Raw genomic sequence first — 14,031 nt, 5'->3', positions numbered from 1 at the left:
AGAAGGCCCGGCTGCACATTTTGCAGCTGGGCCTTTTGCGTAAGGCGCCTACGTCACTTCGTGCGTGCGGCAAGTTCTGCGCGGAGATCGGCCGATTGATAGCCGATCGTCGGGGCGGCAAGGTCGTTCTTGTGGCGGTGACCGTTGACGCGGATCGGGCTGGCGGTGGTGCGGACGCAGACGCCGCCATCGCGGGAGACGGTTTGCAGCATGTCGAGTTGCCGGAAGGCGGCTGTCTGCATCAGCTTTGGCCAGTCGAGCACTTCGGCCGCCCAGATATCGGCCGGCTCGAGGATAGCGAGCCAGGCCTTCACGGTCTTCTGGCGAAGCTTGCCGGCTATCATGGTCTTGATCTCGTCACGGCGCGAGAAGGCTTCTTCCGACCTGTAGCTTTCGAGCGCCGGCAGGTCGAGGAGTGGCGCAAGTTTCGCAAGCGGCATCATCGCAAGAGCCACCCAGCCATCGGAACATTGATAGACGCCATAGGGTGCTGCGAGATAGGCGTGGGCGTTGCGCACCGACGACTTCTTCGGCAGGCGTCCGCCATCGTTCAAATGCGTCGTCAGCACCTCGAACTGGAAGTCGATCATCGCTTCGAGCAGGCTCGTCTCTATGTGCACGCCCGCACCGGTGACACTGCGCCGGACGAGGCCGGCAAGTATGCCTTGCACGAGCAGATTTCCGGCAAGCATGTCGGCGACGGCAAGACCGAAGGGAACAGGGCCGTCATCGGCCTCGCCGTTCAACCACATCGCGCCGGAGCGTGCCTGGGCGAGAAGATCCTGCCCGGGCAGGGCGCGCCATTCGTCGGCGGCGCCATAGCCGGTGATGCTGCCGTAGACGATGCGGGGATTGATTGCCTTCACGCTGTCATAGTCGAGGCCGAGCCGCTCGATCACGCCCGGGCGGAAGTTCTGGATGACGACGTCGGCCCGCGCGATCAAGGCATGGATCGTCTTCAGGTCTTCGGGGTCCTTCATATTGCCGGCAAAGCTTTCCTTGCCGCGATTGATGGCGTGAAACAAAGTGCTGTCACCGCCGATCTCGGTGTCACTCAGATAAAGCCTCCGGCAGAGATCGCCGCCATCCGGCCGCTCGATCTTGATGACCCGTGCACCGAGATCGCTAAGGCGCAGCGCCGCCATCGGCCCGGCCAGGAACTGGCTCATGTCGAGCACGGTGATGCCCGACAGCAGGCTCTCTTCGGTCTTCTCATTCATTGAATTGTCCTCAGTCCTTAAGAGCGGGTGCCTCAGTCGGCCGGCCGCTCTTGTAGCGCACGGTCTGGATGTGCTCGCAGTAGAGAACGAGTTCGCCTTCACCCTTGAATACTTCGTAGGAAGCGCGGATCAGGCCCAGCTGCGCATATTTCGGCTGTTTGTCGAGGTTGGTTCGGATCGTGTAGATGGTGTCGCCGATGAAGGTCGGCTTGATGAAGCGCAGCTTGTCGTAGCCGTAGGAAAAGGCATTGATGCAGTTCGTCGCGACAAGCCCGAGACCTGCTGAGAACACGAAGGCGCCGGCAACGAGCCGCTTGCCGAACAGGCCTTCCGTCTCGGCGAAAATCTGATCGCCGACATAGGGATGCATGTCGAGAACCAACGCATTGAACTGCATCGATTCGCCCTCGGAAATGGTGCGGCGAAGCGAGCGGATCCTGTGGCCGATCTCGAAGTCCTCGTAAAACCAGTTCTCCGCATTCCAGACCGGAAGGGCGGAATGATCGTCCGGCATCGTCTTTGGATGGGTGCTGGAAACGCCAACGGTCGCTGCCATGATCCTTGCCTTTCAATAGGTTCGATTGAAACGCTCACAGGTTCCAGAGGCGCCTGGCGTTGCGCTGATAGAGGCCTGCGCGCTCATCGAGGCTGCAGCCCGACGTCAGTGCGTGGGTTGCCGCGACCCAGGTCGTCAGTCCGCCACCGAGCGTGCAGACCGGCCAGTCACTGCCCCAGATGACGCGATCCCAACCGAAACTTGCAACGGAATGCTCGAAGAAGGGCCGCAGCGTATCAACCGTCCAGCTATCCGGATCGGCATAGGCGACCACGCCCGAAATCTTGACGACAACATTGGGTCTCTGGGCAATTTCGGTGATACCGGTCTTCCAGATGTCGCTGAGGCCGTCCTTGACGGCGGGAACGCCGCAGTGGTCGAGGATGAACTGGACATCAGGGTTAAGGTCGACCAGCGCGATCGCCTTGGCAATCTGATGCGGCAACACGCAGAAATCGAAGGTCAGGCGCGTTCCCGTCAGTCGTCTCAGGTTTTCGCGGAAAAGGGCGCCTTCGGAAAGTTCGTCCGCAACGACATGGAGGACCCGCCTAAAACCCTTAACGAACGGATTTTCGACAACGCGCTCGAGATAACTGGCAAAGCCGTTTTCCTCTGGCCGGCAGGAGGCAATCGCGCCGCGGATCAGGCTGCCAGGCTGGCGGCTCAGCTCTTGGACAAACGCCGTTTCCGCCTCGATATCCCCTGCTGCGACATCCACTTCCATGTGCAGCGTGTCGGTGATTGCGCACCGGTGCGCATCGCGCGCATAGTCGGCGTAAAGGCTGTCGCGGTTCAATGAGCCTGCCCCCTCCAGCCAGGGGTAATTCAACCTCTCCCGGTCGATGATGTGAAGATGACTATCGAAAAGCAAGGCCTGTCCTCCCATGAACCGTTGCCATATATACTCACAGAAGAATAATTTATTCAAATAGAAATTACAGCTCAGCCTCGTCTACGGTGCCGGCGACCGTATTCGACACGTCCGCGGCTGCGGCGCGAACCAATTCTATCACTTTCTCGTAGCTTGGCGCTTGCCGATTGACCGGCTGGATATAGGGACAAGTCAGTGCTGCCAGCGCATTGCCGTCGAGCGCCAGTACCGGGGCGGAAATGTTGCGCACGCCGGTTGTCTGCAGGCTGTCCATGGTCTCAAATCCACGTTCCCGGATGAACTGCAGCTTGTCTGCAAGATCATCCGGCATCGCGACATCGTCTTCGCGGCGCTGCTGCTCCGAAATCATCATTCGACGCTGTTTGTCGTTTCGGAAGGCGAGCAGGATGTGACCGGAACCGGTATTGAAGAGATTGATCTGTGCTCCGACGCGGATCGAGATGCCCCAATAGGTCGGCGAATCCTGCTGGGCGATGACCACCACCGAGCCGCGATCGAAGACGGCCAGATGGCAGGCCTGCTCGGCGCGTTTGGAAAATTCGCGCATGAGCGGCGCTGCAAACGAGACAAGGCGGCGGACCGGAGCGTGGAAGTGGGCAAGCCCGAACAGCTTCAGCGTCAGGAAGAAGCGATCGCCCTCCTGGCGCTGCACGTAGCCGCGCCTGACGAGGCGGTCGAGCATGCGGTAAAACTCATTGGGGCTTTTGCCGAGCTGCTTGGAAATTTCCGCCTGCGTCAGACCGCCATCGACCCTCGATAGCAGCTCGAGAATATCAAGGCCCTTGTCCAGCGCCGGGGCCCTGTAGCGGTCATTGTCGTCTTCGGCTGTCATGCCTGCCTCATCATGCATTTATAGTGCGATATGTTCATATATGAATGAACGGCATTTGCAATGGTTGTTGATCTCTGCTTGACCACTTAAGAATATGATGTTTACATATAAATCAATGATCCATATTTGGATCGTGGAGGAGGGTCGGACTGCGGTCCGACGCAATGGGAGGAGTTCCAATGACCAGAATGAAAGCCGGCATTGCAGCCGGGATATTGGCATTGCTTGCAAGTTCGGCCGTATTCGCTGCCGATCTGCCGGGAAAGTTCCCCGGCGTATCGATCGATGCAAAATTGATCGGCGGCCAGCAATATGAGCCGCTCTATGCGCGCATCGCCGAGTGGGAGAAGGAGACCGGCGCCAAGGTCAACATTCTTTCCAAGAAGAATCACTTCGAGCTCGACAAGGAAATCAAGTCGGACATGGCGTCGGGCGCGATCAGCTGGTGCATCGGTTCGAACCATTCGTCTTTCGCGCCGCAATATCCTGATCTCTACACCGATCTCAACAAGCTGCTGCCGAAGGAAGAGATCGGCAAATTCGTCGATTCGACCATCCAGGCCTCGACGATCAACGATCGCCTGATCATGCTGCCGCGCGCGCAATTTGACGTTTCGGCGCTTTATTACCAGAAGAGCCTTTACACCGATGACGCCAAGAAGACGGCGTTCAAGGCGAAATATGGCTATGATCTGGCTCCGCCGAAGACCTGGAAAGAAGTGACCGACCAGTCGATCTTCTTTGCCAATCCGCCGAATTTCTTCGGCACGCAGTTCCCGGGCAAGGAAGAGGCGATCAACGGTCGCTTCTTTGAAATGCTGGTCGCCGAAGGTGGCGAGTATCTCGGCAAGGACGGCAAGCCGGCCTTCAATTCCGAGGCAGGCGTTCGCGCGCTCGACTGGTTCGTCAACATGTACAAGGCGAAAGCGGTTCCGGCCGGCACGACCAACTACCTTTGGGACGACCTTGGCGCCGGCTTTGCGTCCGGCACCGTCGCGCTCGATCTCGATTGGCCGGGCTGGGCAACCTATTTCAACGATCCGAAATCTTCCAAGATCGCCGGCAATGTCGGCGTCGTCGTGCAGCCCGTCGGCTCGTCTGGCAAGCATACCGGCTGGTCGGGTCATCACGGCTTCTCGGTCACCGAAGCCTGCGCCCACAAGGACGCTGCCGCATCGCTGGTCTGGTTCCTGACCAACGACGATTCGCAGAAGCTTGAAGCGGCCAACGGCACGCTGCCGACCCGCAAGGCGGTATGGGATTGGGATATCCAGCAGGCCGCATCGGACCCCTACAAGAAGGAAGTGCTGAGCACGTTCCAGGAATCGATGAAATACGCCTTCCCGGTTCCGCGCACGCCGCAATGGATCGAAATCTCCAACGTGGTCTATCCTGAGCTTCAGGCCGCCATCCTCGGCGATAAGACCTCCAAGGAAGCGCTCGATACCGCTGCCCAGAAGGCGTCTGACGTCCTGAAGGACGCAGGCTCACTCTGATCATCGAACCAGGAACCCGTACCCCCGGCAAGGGGTGCGGGTTCCTCACTGCCTCTCAAGCGGCCTCTGGCCTGCGCCTTTTGAAAGGGCCGGTCGTTCCGGCTGTAGCAAGGCGCGGTTCTGGCCGCCCGCCCATGAAATAGCGTTCCAGGCAGCCACGGAACGCCGACAGGTGCAAACTATGTTCAAGAGAATATCCCCACCGGCCCTGCTGCTTTTGCCGGCGATTATCGTCCTCGTGGCGGTCGTGCTGTTTCCGTTGCTGCTGTCGTTCTATTCCAGCTTCACGCCATTTCGCCTGACCCGGCCGGATTCGCTCTTCGTCTTCGTCGGCCTGCGCAACTACATCCGCATCCTGAGCGATCCGGTGTTCCTGGCCGCTTTCGTGCGCACCGTGGTGCTTCTGACGATCGCCCTCAATCTGGAAATGCTGCTCGGCCTTGGCCTGGCGCTGTTGGTCAACAAGGCGACCCACGGCAAGCGCATCCTTAGAACGATGATGATGTTTCCGATGATGTTTTCGCCGGTGCTTGTCGGCTTCCAGTTCAAATTCATGTTCAACGACAATGTCGGCATCATCAACAACGCGCTTCAGTCGCTGGGGGTCACCAGCAATGCAATTCCCTGGCTGATCGACGGCAATCTGGCGCTGTTTGCGATCGTCGTCGCCGAGGTCTGGTCCTCGACGTCGGTCTTTGCCATCCTCATTCTGGCGGGGTTGTTCGCGATGCCGCAGGAGCCGGTGGAGGCTGCAAAGGTTGATGGTTGCACGCCCTGGCAGACCTTCCGCTATGTCACCTGGCCGTTCCTGATGCCCTTTGCCTTCATCGCCATGACGATCCGCTCTCTCGACGTCGCCCGTGCCTATGACATCGTCAAGATCATGACCGACGGTGGCCCGGCCCGGCGCACCGAGCTGATCTGGACGCTGGTCGGCCGGACGGCCTATGCGGACGCGCAGATGGGGCTTGCCAACGCCATGGCCTATGTCTCGATCTTCCTGTCGATCGCTTTTACCGTCTATTTTTTCCGTAAGCTTGCGCTTGCCCGCACCCAGATCGGAGCGGAGTGGTAATCATGGATCGCAACGCTGAACAACGCATTCGCCGTCGTCTCTGGAATATCGCCTATCTCATCGGCCTGTTCTTGGCGATGCTCGTCATCTGCCTGCCCGGCCTCTGGATCGTCTTGAGTTCGCTAAGGCCAACGGTGGAGATCATGGCGAAGCCGCCGGTCTGGATCCCGCGCGAACTCTCTCTTGACGCCTATCGCGCCATGTTCGGCGGGCTTGGGCAAGGCGGTATCCCCGTCTGGGAATACTTCCGCAATTCGCTTGTCATCTCCATCACCTCAACTGCAATCGCGCTGATCATCGGCATGTCGGGCGGCTATGCCTTCGCGCGCTTTCGGTTCCGCGGCAAATCGGGCGTCTTCCTCGGGCTGATGCTGACGCGCTCGGTGCCCGGCGTCGCCCTGTCGCTACCGATCTTCATGGTCTACTCGCGCGTGGGGATCATCGACACCCACTTCGGGCTGATCCTCACCTATGTCGCGCTCAATGTTCCTTTCACCATATGGCTGATCGACGGGTTCTTTCGCCAGGTGCCGAAGGATCTCGCAGAAGCGGCGCAGATCGATGGCTGCACGCGCTGGCAGGCATTCTGGCAGGTCGAGTTTCCGCTGGCCGGTCCCGGCATCGCCTCTGCCGGCATCTTTGCCTTTCTCACCTGCTGGAACGAATATGCGCTCGCCTCGCAGCTGACGCGGTCGGTCAATTCGAAGACCTTGCCGGTCGGCCTACTCGACTACACCTCGGAGTTCACCATCGACTGGCGCGGCATGTGCGCGCTTGCAGTCGTCATGATCGTTCCGGCGCTCGCCCTTACATTCATCATTCAAAAGCACCTGGTGTCCGGTCTGACATTCGGCGCGGTCAAAGGTTGACAGCATGGCTCAAGTCTCGCTCAAAAAACTCGTCAAGCGCTACGCCGCACTCGAAGTGGTCCACGGTATCGACCTCGACGTGAAGGATCGCGAGTTCGTCGCACTCGTCGGGCCGTCCGGCTGCGGCAAATCGACGACGCTGCGCATGATCGCCGGCCTTGAGGATATCTCCGGCGGCACGCTTGAAATCGGCGGTATCGTGGTCAACGACCTGCCGCCGCGCGACCGCAATATCTCAATGGTTTTCCAGTCCTATGCGCTCTATCCGCATATGACGGTGCGCGAGAACATGGGCTTCTCGCTGAAGATCGCCAAGGTCGCGCAGCCGGAGATCGACAGCCGGGTTAACGAGGCGGCGGCAATTCTCGGGCTGGATACGCTCATGGAGCGACGTCCGGCACAGCTTTCGGGCGGCCAGCGCCAGCGTGTTGCCATGGGGCGTGCCATCGTGCGCAAGCCGGAGGTGTTCCTGTTCGACGAGCCGCTGTCGAACCTCGATGCCAAGCTGCGGACCCAGATGCGCACCGAGATCAAGAAACTCCATGCGAAGGTACGATCGACCGTCATCTATGTGACCCACGACCAGGTCGAGGCGATGACGCTTGCAGATCGCATCGTCATCATGCGCGACGGCTATATCGAGCAGGTCGGGACGCCGGACCAGGTGTTCAAGCGTCCGGCAACACGCTTCGTCGCCGGCTTCATCGGCTCACCGCCGATGAACATGGAGGAAGCAACGGTCACCGCGGGTTCGATCGTCTTCAAGAACGGCGACAAGATTCCGTTGCCCGAACAGTTCCGTGGCCAGGTAAGGGATGGAGACAAGGTGGTCTTCGGCCTTCGCCCGGACGACATTTTCCCGACCGGACACGGGCTTTCATCCGGCTTAGACAGCGCAGTGCATGAGGTGACCATCCCGGTTTCGATCACCGAGCCGCTCGGCAACGAGACCCTGGTCTTCGTCGAGTTCGCCGGCCGCGAGTGGGTGTCGCGCATGCTCAACCCGCGCGCATTGAAAAGCGGGGAGCAGCTGAAGATGAGCTTTGACCTGTCCCAGGCCCATCTGTTTTCGGCGGAAACCGGCAAGACGCTTGCAGTCGAGACGGCTGCAATCTGAGGAGGACCTGATATGGCGCGCATCGAAAGAATTGAACTTCGGATGGTCAATCTGGTGCCGAAGGTGAAGCGGACGGATGCCATCCAGAGCTTCGTCAGCCAGGAAACGCCGATCGTCACCATCACCGATTCCGACGGCGCTGTCGGCACTGGTTACAGCTACACCATCGGCACAGGCGGCTCCTCCGTCATGCGGTTGCTGTCGGACCATCTCGTGCCGCTTCTGGTCGGCGAGGATGCCGATTGCATCGAGGCAATCTGGCACAAAATGGAGTTCGCCACGCACGCAACGACGATCGGCGCGATCACGGCGCTGGCGCTTGCCGCCGTCGACACGGCGCTGTGGGATCTGCGCGCCCGGAAACAGAACCTGCCGCTTTGGAAGCTTGCCGGCGGCGCCAAGGACAGCTGCCGGCTCTACACGACCGAGGGCGGCTGGCTTCATATCGAAAAGGAAGCCCTGGTCGAGGATGCACTTGCCGCCAAGGCAAAGGGCTTTTCCGGCTCGAAGGTCAAGATCGGCAAGCCGCACGGATCGGAGGACTACGCTCGTCTTTCGGCCATTCGCGCAGCACTTGGCGACGGCTTCGAGATCATGACCGATTGCAATCAGGGCTTCACCGTCGATGAGGCGATCCGCCGTGCTGCGCGGTTGAAGGAACTCGATCTTGCCTGGATCGAGGAACCCTTGCCGGCTGACGACCTCGACGGCCATATCCGTCTGGCGCGCTCGACGCCGACGCCAATTGCGGTCGGGGAATCGATGTATTCGATCCGGCATTTCCGCGAATATATGCAGAAGGGCGCCTGCTCGATCGTCCAGGTCGATGTTGCTCGTATTGGCGGTATAACGCCTTGGCTGAAGGTGGCGCACGCGGCCGAGGCGTTCGATATCCCCGTCTGCCCGCACTTTTTGATGGAGCTGCATGTCAGCCTTGTCTGCGCCGTCCCGAACGGCAAGTATGTCGAATATATTCCCCAGCTCGACGACCTGACCACAAAGGGGATGGAAATCCGCAACGGCTGCGCCATTGCGCCATCCGAGCCGGGCCTCGGCGTCGCCTGGGACTGGGAAGCGATCAAAGCCCAGTCGGTTGCCGAGTTCACGACAGAAGTTCGCAGCTAAGGGGAGGATGGCATGCAGCGGATGGGAATGGTGATCGGCCTGGAGCCGTCGAAAGTCGCCGAATACAAGGAATTGCACGCGGCTGTCTGGCCGGAAATCCTCGAGCTGATCACCTCTTGCAACATCACCAACTATTCGATCTTCCTAAAGGAGCCCGAAAATCTCCTGTTCGGCTATTGGGAATATGTAGGGATCGATTTTAAGGCCGATATGGCCAGGGTGGCGGCAAGTCCGAAGAACCAGGAATGGTGGTCCGTCTGCATCCCCTGCCAGAAGCCGTTCGAGAGCCGCAAGCAAGGCGAGTGGTGGGCGATGATGGAGGAGGTGTTTCATCTTGGTTGAGACAGCAATTTCTACCGCCACCATGTGGGGGAGGGTGGAGGAGCGCGCATGACCTTCGACCCAAAAACCCTCCGACAATGGTGGCCGAAGCCATCCGTCATGCGGCCCATCGTCATCCTCGGGGCCGGAAGCATTGTTGGCGACGCGCATCTGCCGGCTTATAGGAAGGCGGGTTTTCCCGTTGCAGGATTGTTTGATCCGAACCTTCAAAAAGCCCAGGCACTGGCAAGCCAGTGGGACATCCGCGCCTTTGCCACGCAGAGCGAAGCGCTGGCCGTCGAGGGTGCGATCTTCGATCTGGCGACGCCGCCTGGAGCACACGCCGCCGTGTTGAGCGCCCTGCCGCGCGGCTCTTTCGCCCTGATCCAGAAGCCGATGGGCGGCGATCTGGACGAGGCGACAGAGATCCTCAACGTCTGCCGTGAACGGGGCATAGAGGCAGCTGTCAATTTCCAGCTGCGGTTCGCGCCGATGATGCTGGCGCTCTACGATGCGGTCGAAAAAGGCCATCTCGGCGACGTCGTCGACTTCGACGCGCTGCTGGCGCTTGCGACCCCGTGGGGGCTTTGGCCGTTCCTGAAGGGATTGCCGCGCATCGAGATCGCCATGCATTCGATCCACTATTTCGACTTCATCCGCGGCCTGCTCGGCAATCCGCTCGGTGTGCACGCAAAGACGCTCGGCCATCCGAACCACGACGTGGCGCAGACGCGAACCGCCGCGATCCTCGACTATGGCGACAGGGTCCGCTGCGTGCTCTCGGTCAACCACGACCATGATTTCGGACGCAAGTTCCAGGCCTGCGAATTCCGAATTTCCGGAACCAAGGGGGCGGCCTATATCAAGCTTGGCGTCAACCTCGACTATCCCCGCGGCGAGCCGGACGAGCTGTGGATTCGCCCTGCCGACGGCAGGGATTGGGTCGAGGTGAAGCTCGAGGGTGCGTGGTTTCCCGACGCCTTCATCAATCGCATGGCCAACCTGCAGCGTTTTGCCTCCGGCGAAGATCAGACGCTGGTGGGGTCTGTCGAGGACGCCTGGCAGACGATGGCGCTCGTCGAGGCCGCCTATCAATCGAGCGCAATGCCGGCAACGCCGGTTGCCGCTCTACCGAAAGGCTAAACATGTCCGAGCAGGCGATCTATTTCGAAGACTATGCGCTGGGCTCAGTGCGGCTTACCAGTGGCCGCACGATCACCGAGACGGATTTCGTCGTCCATGCCGGGCATACGGGCGATTTCTTTCCGCATCACATGGATGCGGAATTTGCAAAGAGCTTGCCTGGCGGACAGCGCATCGCCCATGGCACCATGATCTTTGCGATCGGTGTCGGCCTGACGGCATCGCTGATCAATCCGGTGGCATTCTCCTATGGATACGACCGGCTGCGGTTCATCCGTCCGGTCCACATCGGCGACACGATCCGGACCCGCGTCACCATCTCTGCCAAGGAGGACGATCCGAAGCGTCCCGGTTTCGGCCGCGTGGTCGAGCGCTGCGAAGTTTTCAACCAGCGCGACGAGGTGGTGCTGGCGGCCGATCACATCCTGCTCGTCGAGAGCAAAACCAGAAATGCAGGTTGAGAGCAAATCGATGGTGAAGCTCAAGGCAATGACCTGGTCGCATCCGCGCGGCTATGATCCGATGGTGGCCTGCTCCACGCTCTGGCATGACAAGACCGGCGACGAGATCACATGGGAAAAACGATCGCTGCAGGATTTCGAAGCATTCCCGGTCGATGAACTGGCCGCCGCCTACGACCTCATCGTCATCGACCACCCGCATGTCGGTCAGATCACCCGCGAGGATTGCCTTCTGCCGCTCGACGATGCCGAGTTCGGCGCCGAGATCGAGGCGATCGCCGCCGGAACCGTCGGTCGCTCCTATCCGAGCTACAATTGGCAGGGTCGGCAATGGGCTTTCCCGATCGATGCGGCGACGCAAGTGCAGGCTTACCGACCGGACCGCATCGGCGGCCCGGTTAGAGATCTGGAGGAAATCATCAGGTTGGCCGCTGCGGGCAAGGCGATCCTGCCGATGCGGCCGCCGCATTCGCTGATGACCTTCTATACGCTTGCGGCACATCTCGGTTTTCCGTGCAGCGTCGAAGGCCCGGAGCTGATTTCCCGGGAAGGCGGGGAAGTGGCGCTGGATTGGATGGCGCGACTGGTCAGCCGGATGGACCCCGCCTGCGACAAGATGGATCCGATCGAGGTGCTCGATCAGATGGGCAAGACCGATTGCCCCTGCGACGTTTCGCCGTTCATCTATGGCTATGTCAGCTATTCCTTTGCCGGTTTTCGACCGGCCCGCATCGCCTTTGCCGATATTCCGGTCATCGCCGGCCGACCTCCTGCGGGTTCGGCGCTTGGTGGTACGGGGATTGCAGTTTCCGCAAAGACAGCGGCGCCCGACCAGGCGAAAGCCTTCGCCAGGTGGATATCGAGCGGCCCGGTGCAAGCCGGGCCTTACGCGGCTTCGAACGGCCAGCCGGGCCATTCCGACGCCTGGACAAACGACAAGGTGAACGGCCGGACGCTCAACTTCTACCGCAACACGCGGGCGACGCTTGAGGGTGCCTTCGTGCGGCCACGTCACGACGGCTACATGGCGTTTCAGCAGCAGGCTTCTGAACTCATTACCGGTGGACTGCGCAACGGTGCCCGACATAGAGTTCTTCTCGACAAGCTCAACGAGCTCTTCGCCCAATCACGACCGGCCTGAAACGGCTTTCAAACTTCTAAACTGTAATAGAGACAAGGATTTTCGATATGGGACATGGACTGGAAGGCAAGGCCGTTTTGATCACGGCCGCAGGGCAGGGGATCGGCCGCGCGACGGCGGAACGCTTCATTTCGCTGGGCGCCCGCGTTATCGCCACCGACATCAATGAGGCGGCGCTCTCCACGCTCGAAGGCGCGCAAACCCATGTCCTCAACGTGCTCGACGGCGCCGGCGTAAAGGCATTCGGCGAAAAGATCGGCAGTATCGACGTACTGTTCAACTGCGCCGGCTTCGTTCATAGCGGAACGATTCTCGATTGCGAGGAGAAGGATTGGGATTTCTCCTTCAATCTCAACGCCAAGGCGATGTACATGACCTGCAAGACCTTCCTGCCGGGCATGCTGGAAAAGGGCAAGGGCTCGATCGTCAACATGGCCTCCGTCGCCTCTAGCGTGAAAGGTGTTCCGAACCGCTTTGCCTATTGCGCCTCCAAGGCGGCCGTCATCGGCCTTACCAAGTCGATCGCTGCCGACTTCGTTGCCAAGGGCATTCGCGCCAACGCCATTTGCCCGGGTACCGTCGACAGCCCGTCGCTGCATGATCGGCTGCGGGCAACCGGCGACTACGACAAGGCGATGAAGGATTTTATCGCCCGCCAGCCGATGGGCCGCATTGCCGATCCGAAGGAAGTGGCAGCACTTGTCACCTATCTGGCAGGCGACGAAGCAGGCTTTACCACCGGCCAGATCCACGTCATCGACGGCGGCTGGACGGGCTGAAGTCGGACACTATATTCAAGTCTGAGAGGCCCCGATCAGTCGGGGCCTTTTCGCGTCGAGCAATTCCTTGCCCGCAGCGGCGACAGGCGTATATCAAGGTACCAAGCAATGAGGTCGGAGTGTCGGCATGCAGCTGGATGATAAGCGCCGACCGGCGCGTTCTCCCTACGTGAGCCTGTTTTTCAAACATCAGAGCGTCATTCTTGCCGCACTTGCCAGTCTTGCCGTTTTCATCCTGCTAACCTCCCGTCAGCTCAACGCCCATAACCTCCTGACAAGCTGGAACTGCGGCGCCGCGCTCTACATTGGGTTGACCTGGTACCGAATGCTGACATCGAACGTTCACCGCATTCGCCAGCGCTCCGCCGATCTTGATTTTTCGGAACTCGTCGTGCTGTTCCTGGCGATCGCGGCAGCACTCGCCAGCATCGGCGGGATCGCCCTTGAGCTTAGCGGCATCAAGGATGCGCCGCCGGGGGTCGCCGCGACGCGCGCAGGGGTGGCCATCCTTACCATCCTGATATCATGGGTGTTCCTGCACACCCTGTTCACGACCCACTACGCGCACGGCTTTTATGCCACTCAAGGTGACAAGCCGGCATTGCGCTTTGCGGAAGGTATCGAGGAGCCCGACTATTGGGACTTTCTCTACTTCTCCTTCACCATCGGTGTTGCAGCCCAGACGGCCGACGTTGCAATCGCAACGCCGCTGATGCGGCGGCTTGCCTTGCTGCACAGCGTATTGTCGTTTCTGTTCAACACGACAATATTGGCGCTGGCGATCAATGTGGGTGCAAGCCTGCTCTGATGGTCAGAGGACGGCACTGCCGGCCATGAGCGCCAGAACCAGGAAGATCAGGAAGATGACCAGCGCGATGCCGAACAGGATTCGGGCGATCGACGCGGATGCGGCCGATACGCCGGAAAAACCGAAGAAGCCGGCAATCAGTGAAATCACGAAGAAGATAAGAGCCCATTTCAGCATGTCATTGTCCTTCAAGATT

16 protein-coding genes are annotated in these 14,031 nt (G+C 60.1%); 11 read left to right on the top strand and 5 right to left on the bottom strand.

What is annotated here, in order from left to right; genetic code table 11:
- Nucleotides 1–53 precede the first annotated feature (53 nt).
- The 4 genes from AB4Z52_RS15510 to AB4Z52_RS15495 all read right to left on the bottom strand — a co-directional run bounded on the left by AB4Z52_RS15510 (nt 54) and on the right by AB4Z52_RS15495 (nt 3,500).
- Nucleotides 54–1,220: a CaiB/BaiF CoA transferase family protein gene (locus tag AB4Z52_RS15510; protein WP_442218822.1), complete on the bottom strand. Its 1,167-nt coding sequence runs from the start codon at nt 1,218–1,220 to the stop codon at nt 54–56.
- A gap of 10 nt (nt 1,221–1,230) precedes the next feature.
- Nucleotides 1,231–1,776, bottom strand: a complete 546-nt coding sequence (locus AB4Z52_RS15505) for a MaoC family dehydratase (RefSeq protein ID WP_442218821.1) — start codon at nt 1,774–1,776, stop codon at nt 1,231–1,233.
- A gap of 34 nt (nt 1,777–1,810) precedes the next feature.
- Nucleotides 1,811–2,647, bottom strand: coding sequence for an amidohydrolase family protein (locus AB4Z52_RS15500; protein WP_442218820.1), 837 nt, complete (start codon nt 2,645–2,647; stop codon nt 1,811–1,813).
- A gap of 64 nt (nt 2,648–2,711) precedes the next feature.
- The gene (locus AB4Z52_RS15495) at nt 2,712–3,500 is read right to left on the bottom strand and encodes an IclR family transcriptional regulator (RefSeq protein ID WP_442218819.1); all 789 of its coding nucleotides are present in this window, start codon (nt 3,498–3,500) and stop codon (nt 2,712–2,714) included.
- A 188-nt stretch (nt 3,501–3,688) separates the two neighbouring features.
- Here AB4Z52_RS15495 and AB4Z52_RS15490 point away from each other — a divergent pair, with 188 nt between their 5' ends.
- The 11 genes from AB4Z52_RS15490 to AB4Z52_RS15440 all read left to right on the top strand — a co-directional run bounded on the left by AB4Z52_RS15490 (nt 3,689) and on the right by AB4Z52_RS15440 (nt 13,835).
- Nucleotides 3,689–4,996, top strand: coding sequence for a sugar ABC transporter substrate-binding protein (locus tag AB4Z52_RS15490; RefSeq protein ID WP_442218900.1), 1,308 nt, complete (start codon nt 3,689–3,691; stop codon nt 4,994–4,996).
- Between the two features lie 181 nt (nt 4,997–5,177).
- Nucleotides 5,178–6,071 carry a carbohydrate ABC transporter permease gene (locus AB4Z52_RS15485; RefSeq protein ID WP_442218818.1) on the top strand — a complete coding sequence of 298 codons (894 nt, stop codon included), beginning with the start codon at nt 5,178–5,180 and terminating at the stop codon, nt 6,069–6,071.
- A gap of 2 nt (nt 6,072–6,073) precedes the next feature.
- On the top strand, nt 6,074–6,940 hold the full coding sequence (locus tag AB4Z52_RS15480; RefSeq protein WP_442218817.1) for a carbohydrate ABC transporter permease: 867 nt from the start codon (nt 6,074–6,076) through the stop codon (nt 6,938–6,940).
- Nucleotides 6,941–6,944: 4 nt separating this feature from the next.
- The gene (locus AB4Z52_RS15475) at nt 6,945–8,057 is read left to right on the top strand and encodes an ABC transporter ATP-binding protein (RefSeq protein ID WP_442218816.1); all 1,113 of its coding nucleotides are present in this window, start codon (nt 6,945–6,947) and stop codon (nt 8,055–8,057) included.
- A 12-nt stretch (nt 8,058–8,069) separates the two neighbouring features.
- Nucleotides 8,070–9,182: a mandelate racemase/muconate lactonizing enzyme family protein gene (locus tag AB4Z52_RS15470; protein ID WP_442218815.1), complete on the top strand. Its 1,113-nt coding sequence runs from the start codon at nt 8,070–8,072 to the stop codon at nt 9,180–9,182.
- A gap of 12 nt (nt 9,183–9,194) precedes the next feature.
- Complete coding sequence (locus tag AB4Z52_RS15465; RefSeq protein ID WP_442218814.1) at nt 9,195–9,524, top strand: L-rhamnose mutarotase; 330 nt, start codon at nt 9,195–9,197, stop codon at nt 9,522–9,524.
- A 48-nt stretch (nt 9,525–9,572) separates the two neighbouring features.
- Nucleotides 9,573–10,646, top strand: a complete 1,074-nt coding sequence (locus tag AB4Z52_RS15460; RefSeq protein ID WP_442218813.1) for a Gfo/Idh/MocA family protein — start codon at nt 9,573–9,575, stop codon at nt 10,644–10,646.
- A 2-nt stretch (nt 10,647–10,648) separates the two neighbouring features.
- Nucleotides 10,649–11,107 (top strand): MaoC/PaaZ C-terminal domain-containing protein, encoded by a 459-nt coding sequence (locus AB4Z52_RS15455; RefSeq protein ID WP_442218812.1) that lies wholly within the window; start codon nt 10,649–10,651, stop codon nt 11,105–11,107.
- Nucleotides 11,097–12,248, top strand: a complete 1,152-nt coding sequence (locus AB4Z52_RS15450; protein WP_442218811.1) for an extracellular solute-binding protein — start codon at nt 11,097–11,099, stop codon at nt 12,246–12,248. Before AB4Z52_RS15455 ends, AB4Z52_RS15450 begins: the two co-directional genes overlap by 11 nt.
- Nucleotides 12,249–12,295: 47 nt before the next feature.
- On the top strand, nt 12,296–13,027 hold the full coding sequence (locus tag AB4Z52_RS15445; RefSeq protein WP_442218810.1) for an SDR family oxidoreductase: 732 nt from the start codon (nt 12,296–12,298) through the stop codon (nt 13,025–13,027).
- A 127-nt stretch (nt 13,028–13,154) separates the two neighbouring features.
- On the top strand, nt 13,155–13,835 hold the full coding sequence (locus tag AB4Z52_RS15440) for a DUF1345 domain-containing protein (RefSeq protein ID WP_442218809.1): 681 nt from the start codon (nt 13,155–13,157) through the stop codon (nt 13,833–13,835).
- 3 nt (nt 13,836–13,838) lie between these two features.
- Here AB4Z52_RS15440 and AB4Z52_RS15435 read toward each other — a convergent pair whose 3' ends face one another.
- A complete protein-coding gene (locus AB4Z52_RS15435; RefSeq protein ID WP_442218808.1) occupies nt 13,839–14,012 on the bottom strand; it encodes a DUF1328 domain-containing protein in 174 nt (57 codons plus the stop codon).
- Nucleotides 14,013–14,031: the final 19 nt, after the last annotated feature.

The organism is Rhizobium sp. 2YAF20, from assembly GCF_052114685.1.
Classification (GTDB): domain Bacteria; phylum Pseudomonadota; class Alphaproteobacteria; order Rhizobiales; family Rhizobiaceae; genus Rhizobium.
Note: the sequence above shows the minus strand (reverse complement) of the source record. Positions and strands in the feature narration are given on the sequence as shown.

Excerpts from the sequence above, each read along its gene's own strand:
- AB4Z52_RS15435 (WP_442218808.1), bottom strand. The coding sequence starts at position 14,012 with ATGCTGAAATGGGCTCTTATCTTCTTCGTGATTTCACTGATTGCCGGC.
- AB4Z52_RS15480 (WP_442218817.1), top strand. The coding sequence starts at position 6,074 with ATGGATCGCAACGCTGAACAACGCATTCGCCGTCGTCTCTGGAATATC.
- AB4Z52_RS15460 (WP_442218813.1), top strand. The coding sequence starts at position 9,573 with ATGACCTTCGACCCAAAAACCCTCCGACAATGGTGGCCGAAGCCATCC.
- AB4Z52_RS15475 (WP_442218816.1), top strand. The coding sequence starts at position 6,945 with ATGGCTCAAGTCTCGCTCAAAAAACTCGTCAAGCGCTACGCCGCACTC.
- AB4Z52_RS15445 (WP_442218810.1), top strand. The coding sequence starts at position 12,296 with ATGGGACATGGACTGGAAGGCAAGGCCGTTTTGATCACGGCCGCAGGG.
- AB4Z52_RS15470 (WP_442218815.1), top strand. The coding sequence starts at position 8,070 with ATGGCGCGCATCGAAAGAATTGAACTTCGGATGGTCAATCTGGTGCCG.
- AB4Z52_RS15465 (WP_442218814.1), top strand. The coding sequence starts at position 9,195 with ATGCAGCGGATGGGAATGGTGATCGGCCTGGAGCCGTCGAAAGTCGCC.
- AB4Z52_RS15455 (WP_442218812.1), top strand. The coding sequence starts at position 10,649 with ATGTCCGAGCAGGCGATCTATTTCGAAGACTATGCGCTGGGCTCAGTG.
- AB4Z52_RS15450 (WP_442218811.1), top strand. The coding sequence starts at position 11,097 with ATGCAGGTTGAGAGCAAATCGATGGTGAAGCTCAAGGCAATGACCTGG.
- AB4Z52_RS15505 (WP_442218821.1), bottom strand. The coding sequence starts at position 1,776 with ATGGCAGCGACCGTTGGCGTTTCCAGCACCCATCCAAAGACGATGCCG.
- AB4Z52_RS15510 (WP_442218822.1), bottom strand. The coding sequence starts at position 1,220 with ATGAATGAGAAGACCGAAGAGAGCCTGCTGTCGGGCATCACCGTGCTC.
- AB4Z52_RS15495 (WP_442218819.1), bottom strand. The coding sequence starts at position 3,500 with ATGACAGCCGAAGACGACAATGACCGCTACAGGGCCCCGGCGCTGGAC.
- AB4Z52_RS15490 (WP_442218900.1), top strand. The coding sequence starts at position 3,689 with ATGAAAGCCGGCATTGCAGCCGGGATATTGGCATTGCTTGCAAGTTCG.
- AB4Z52_RS15440 (WP_442218809.1), top strand. The coding sequence starts at position 13,155 with ATGCAGCTGGATGATAAGCGCCGACCGGCGCGTTCTCCCTACGTGAGC.
- AB4Z52_RS15485 (WP_442218818.1), top strand. The coding sequence starts at position 5,178 with ATGTTCAAGAGAATATCCCCACCGGCCCTGCTGCTTTTGCCGGCGATT.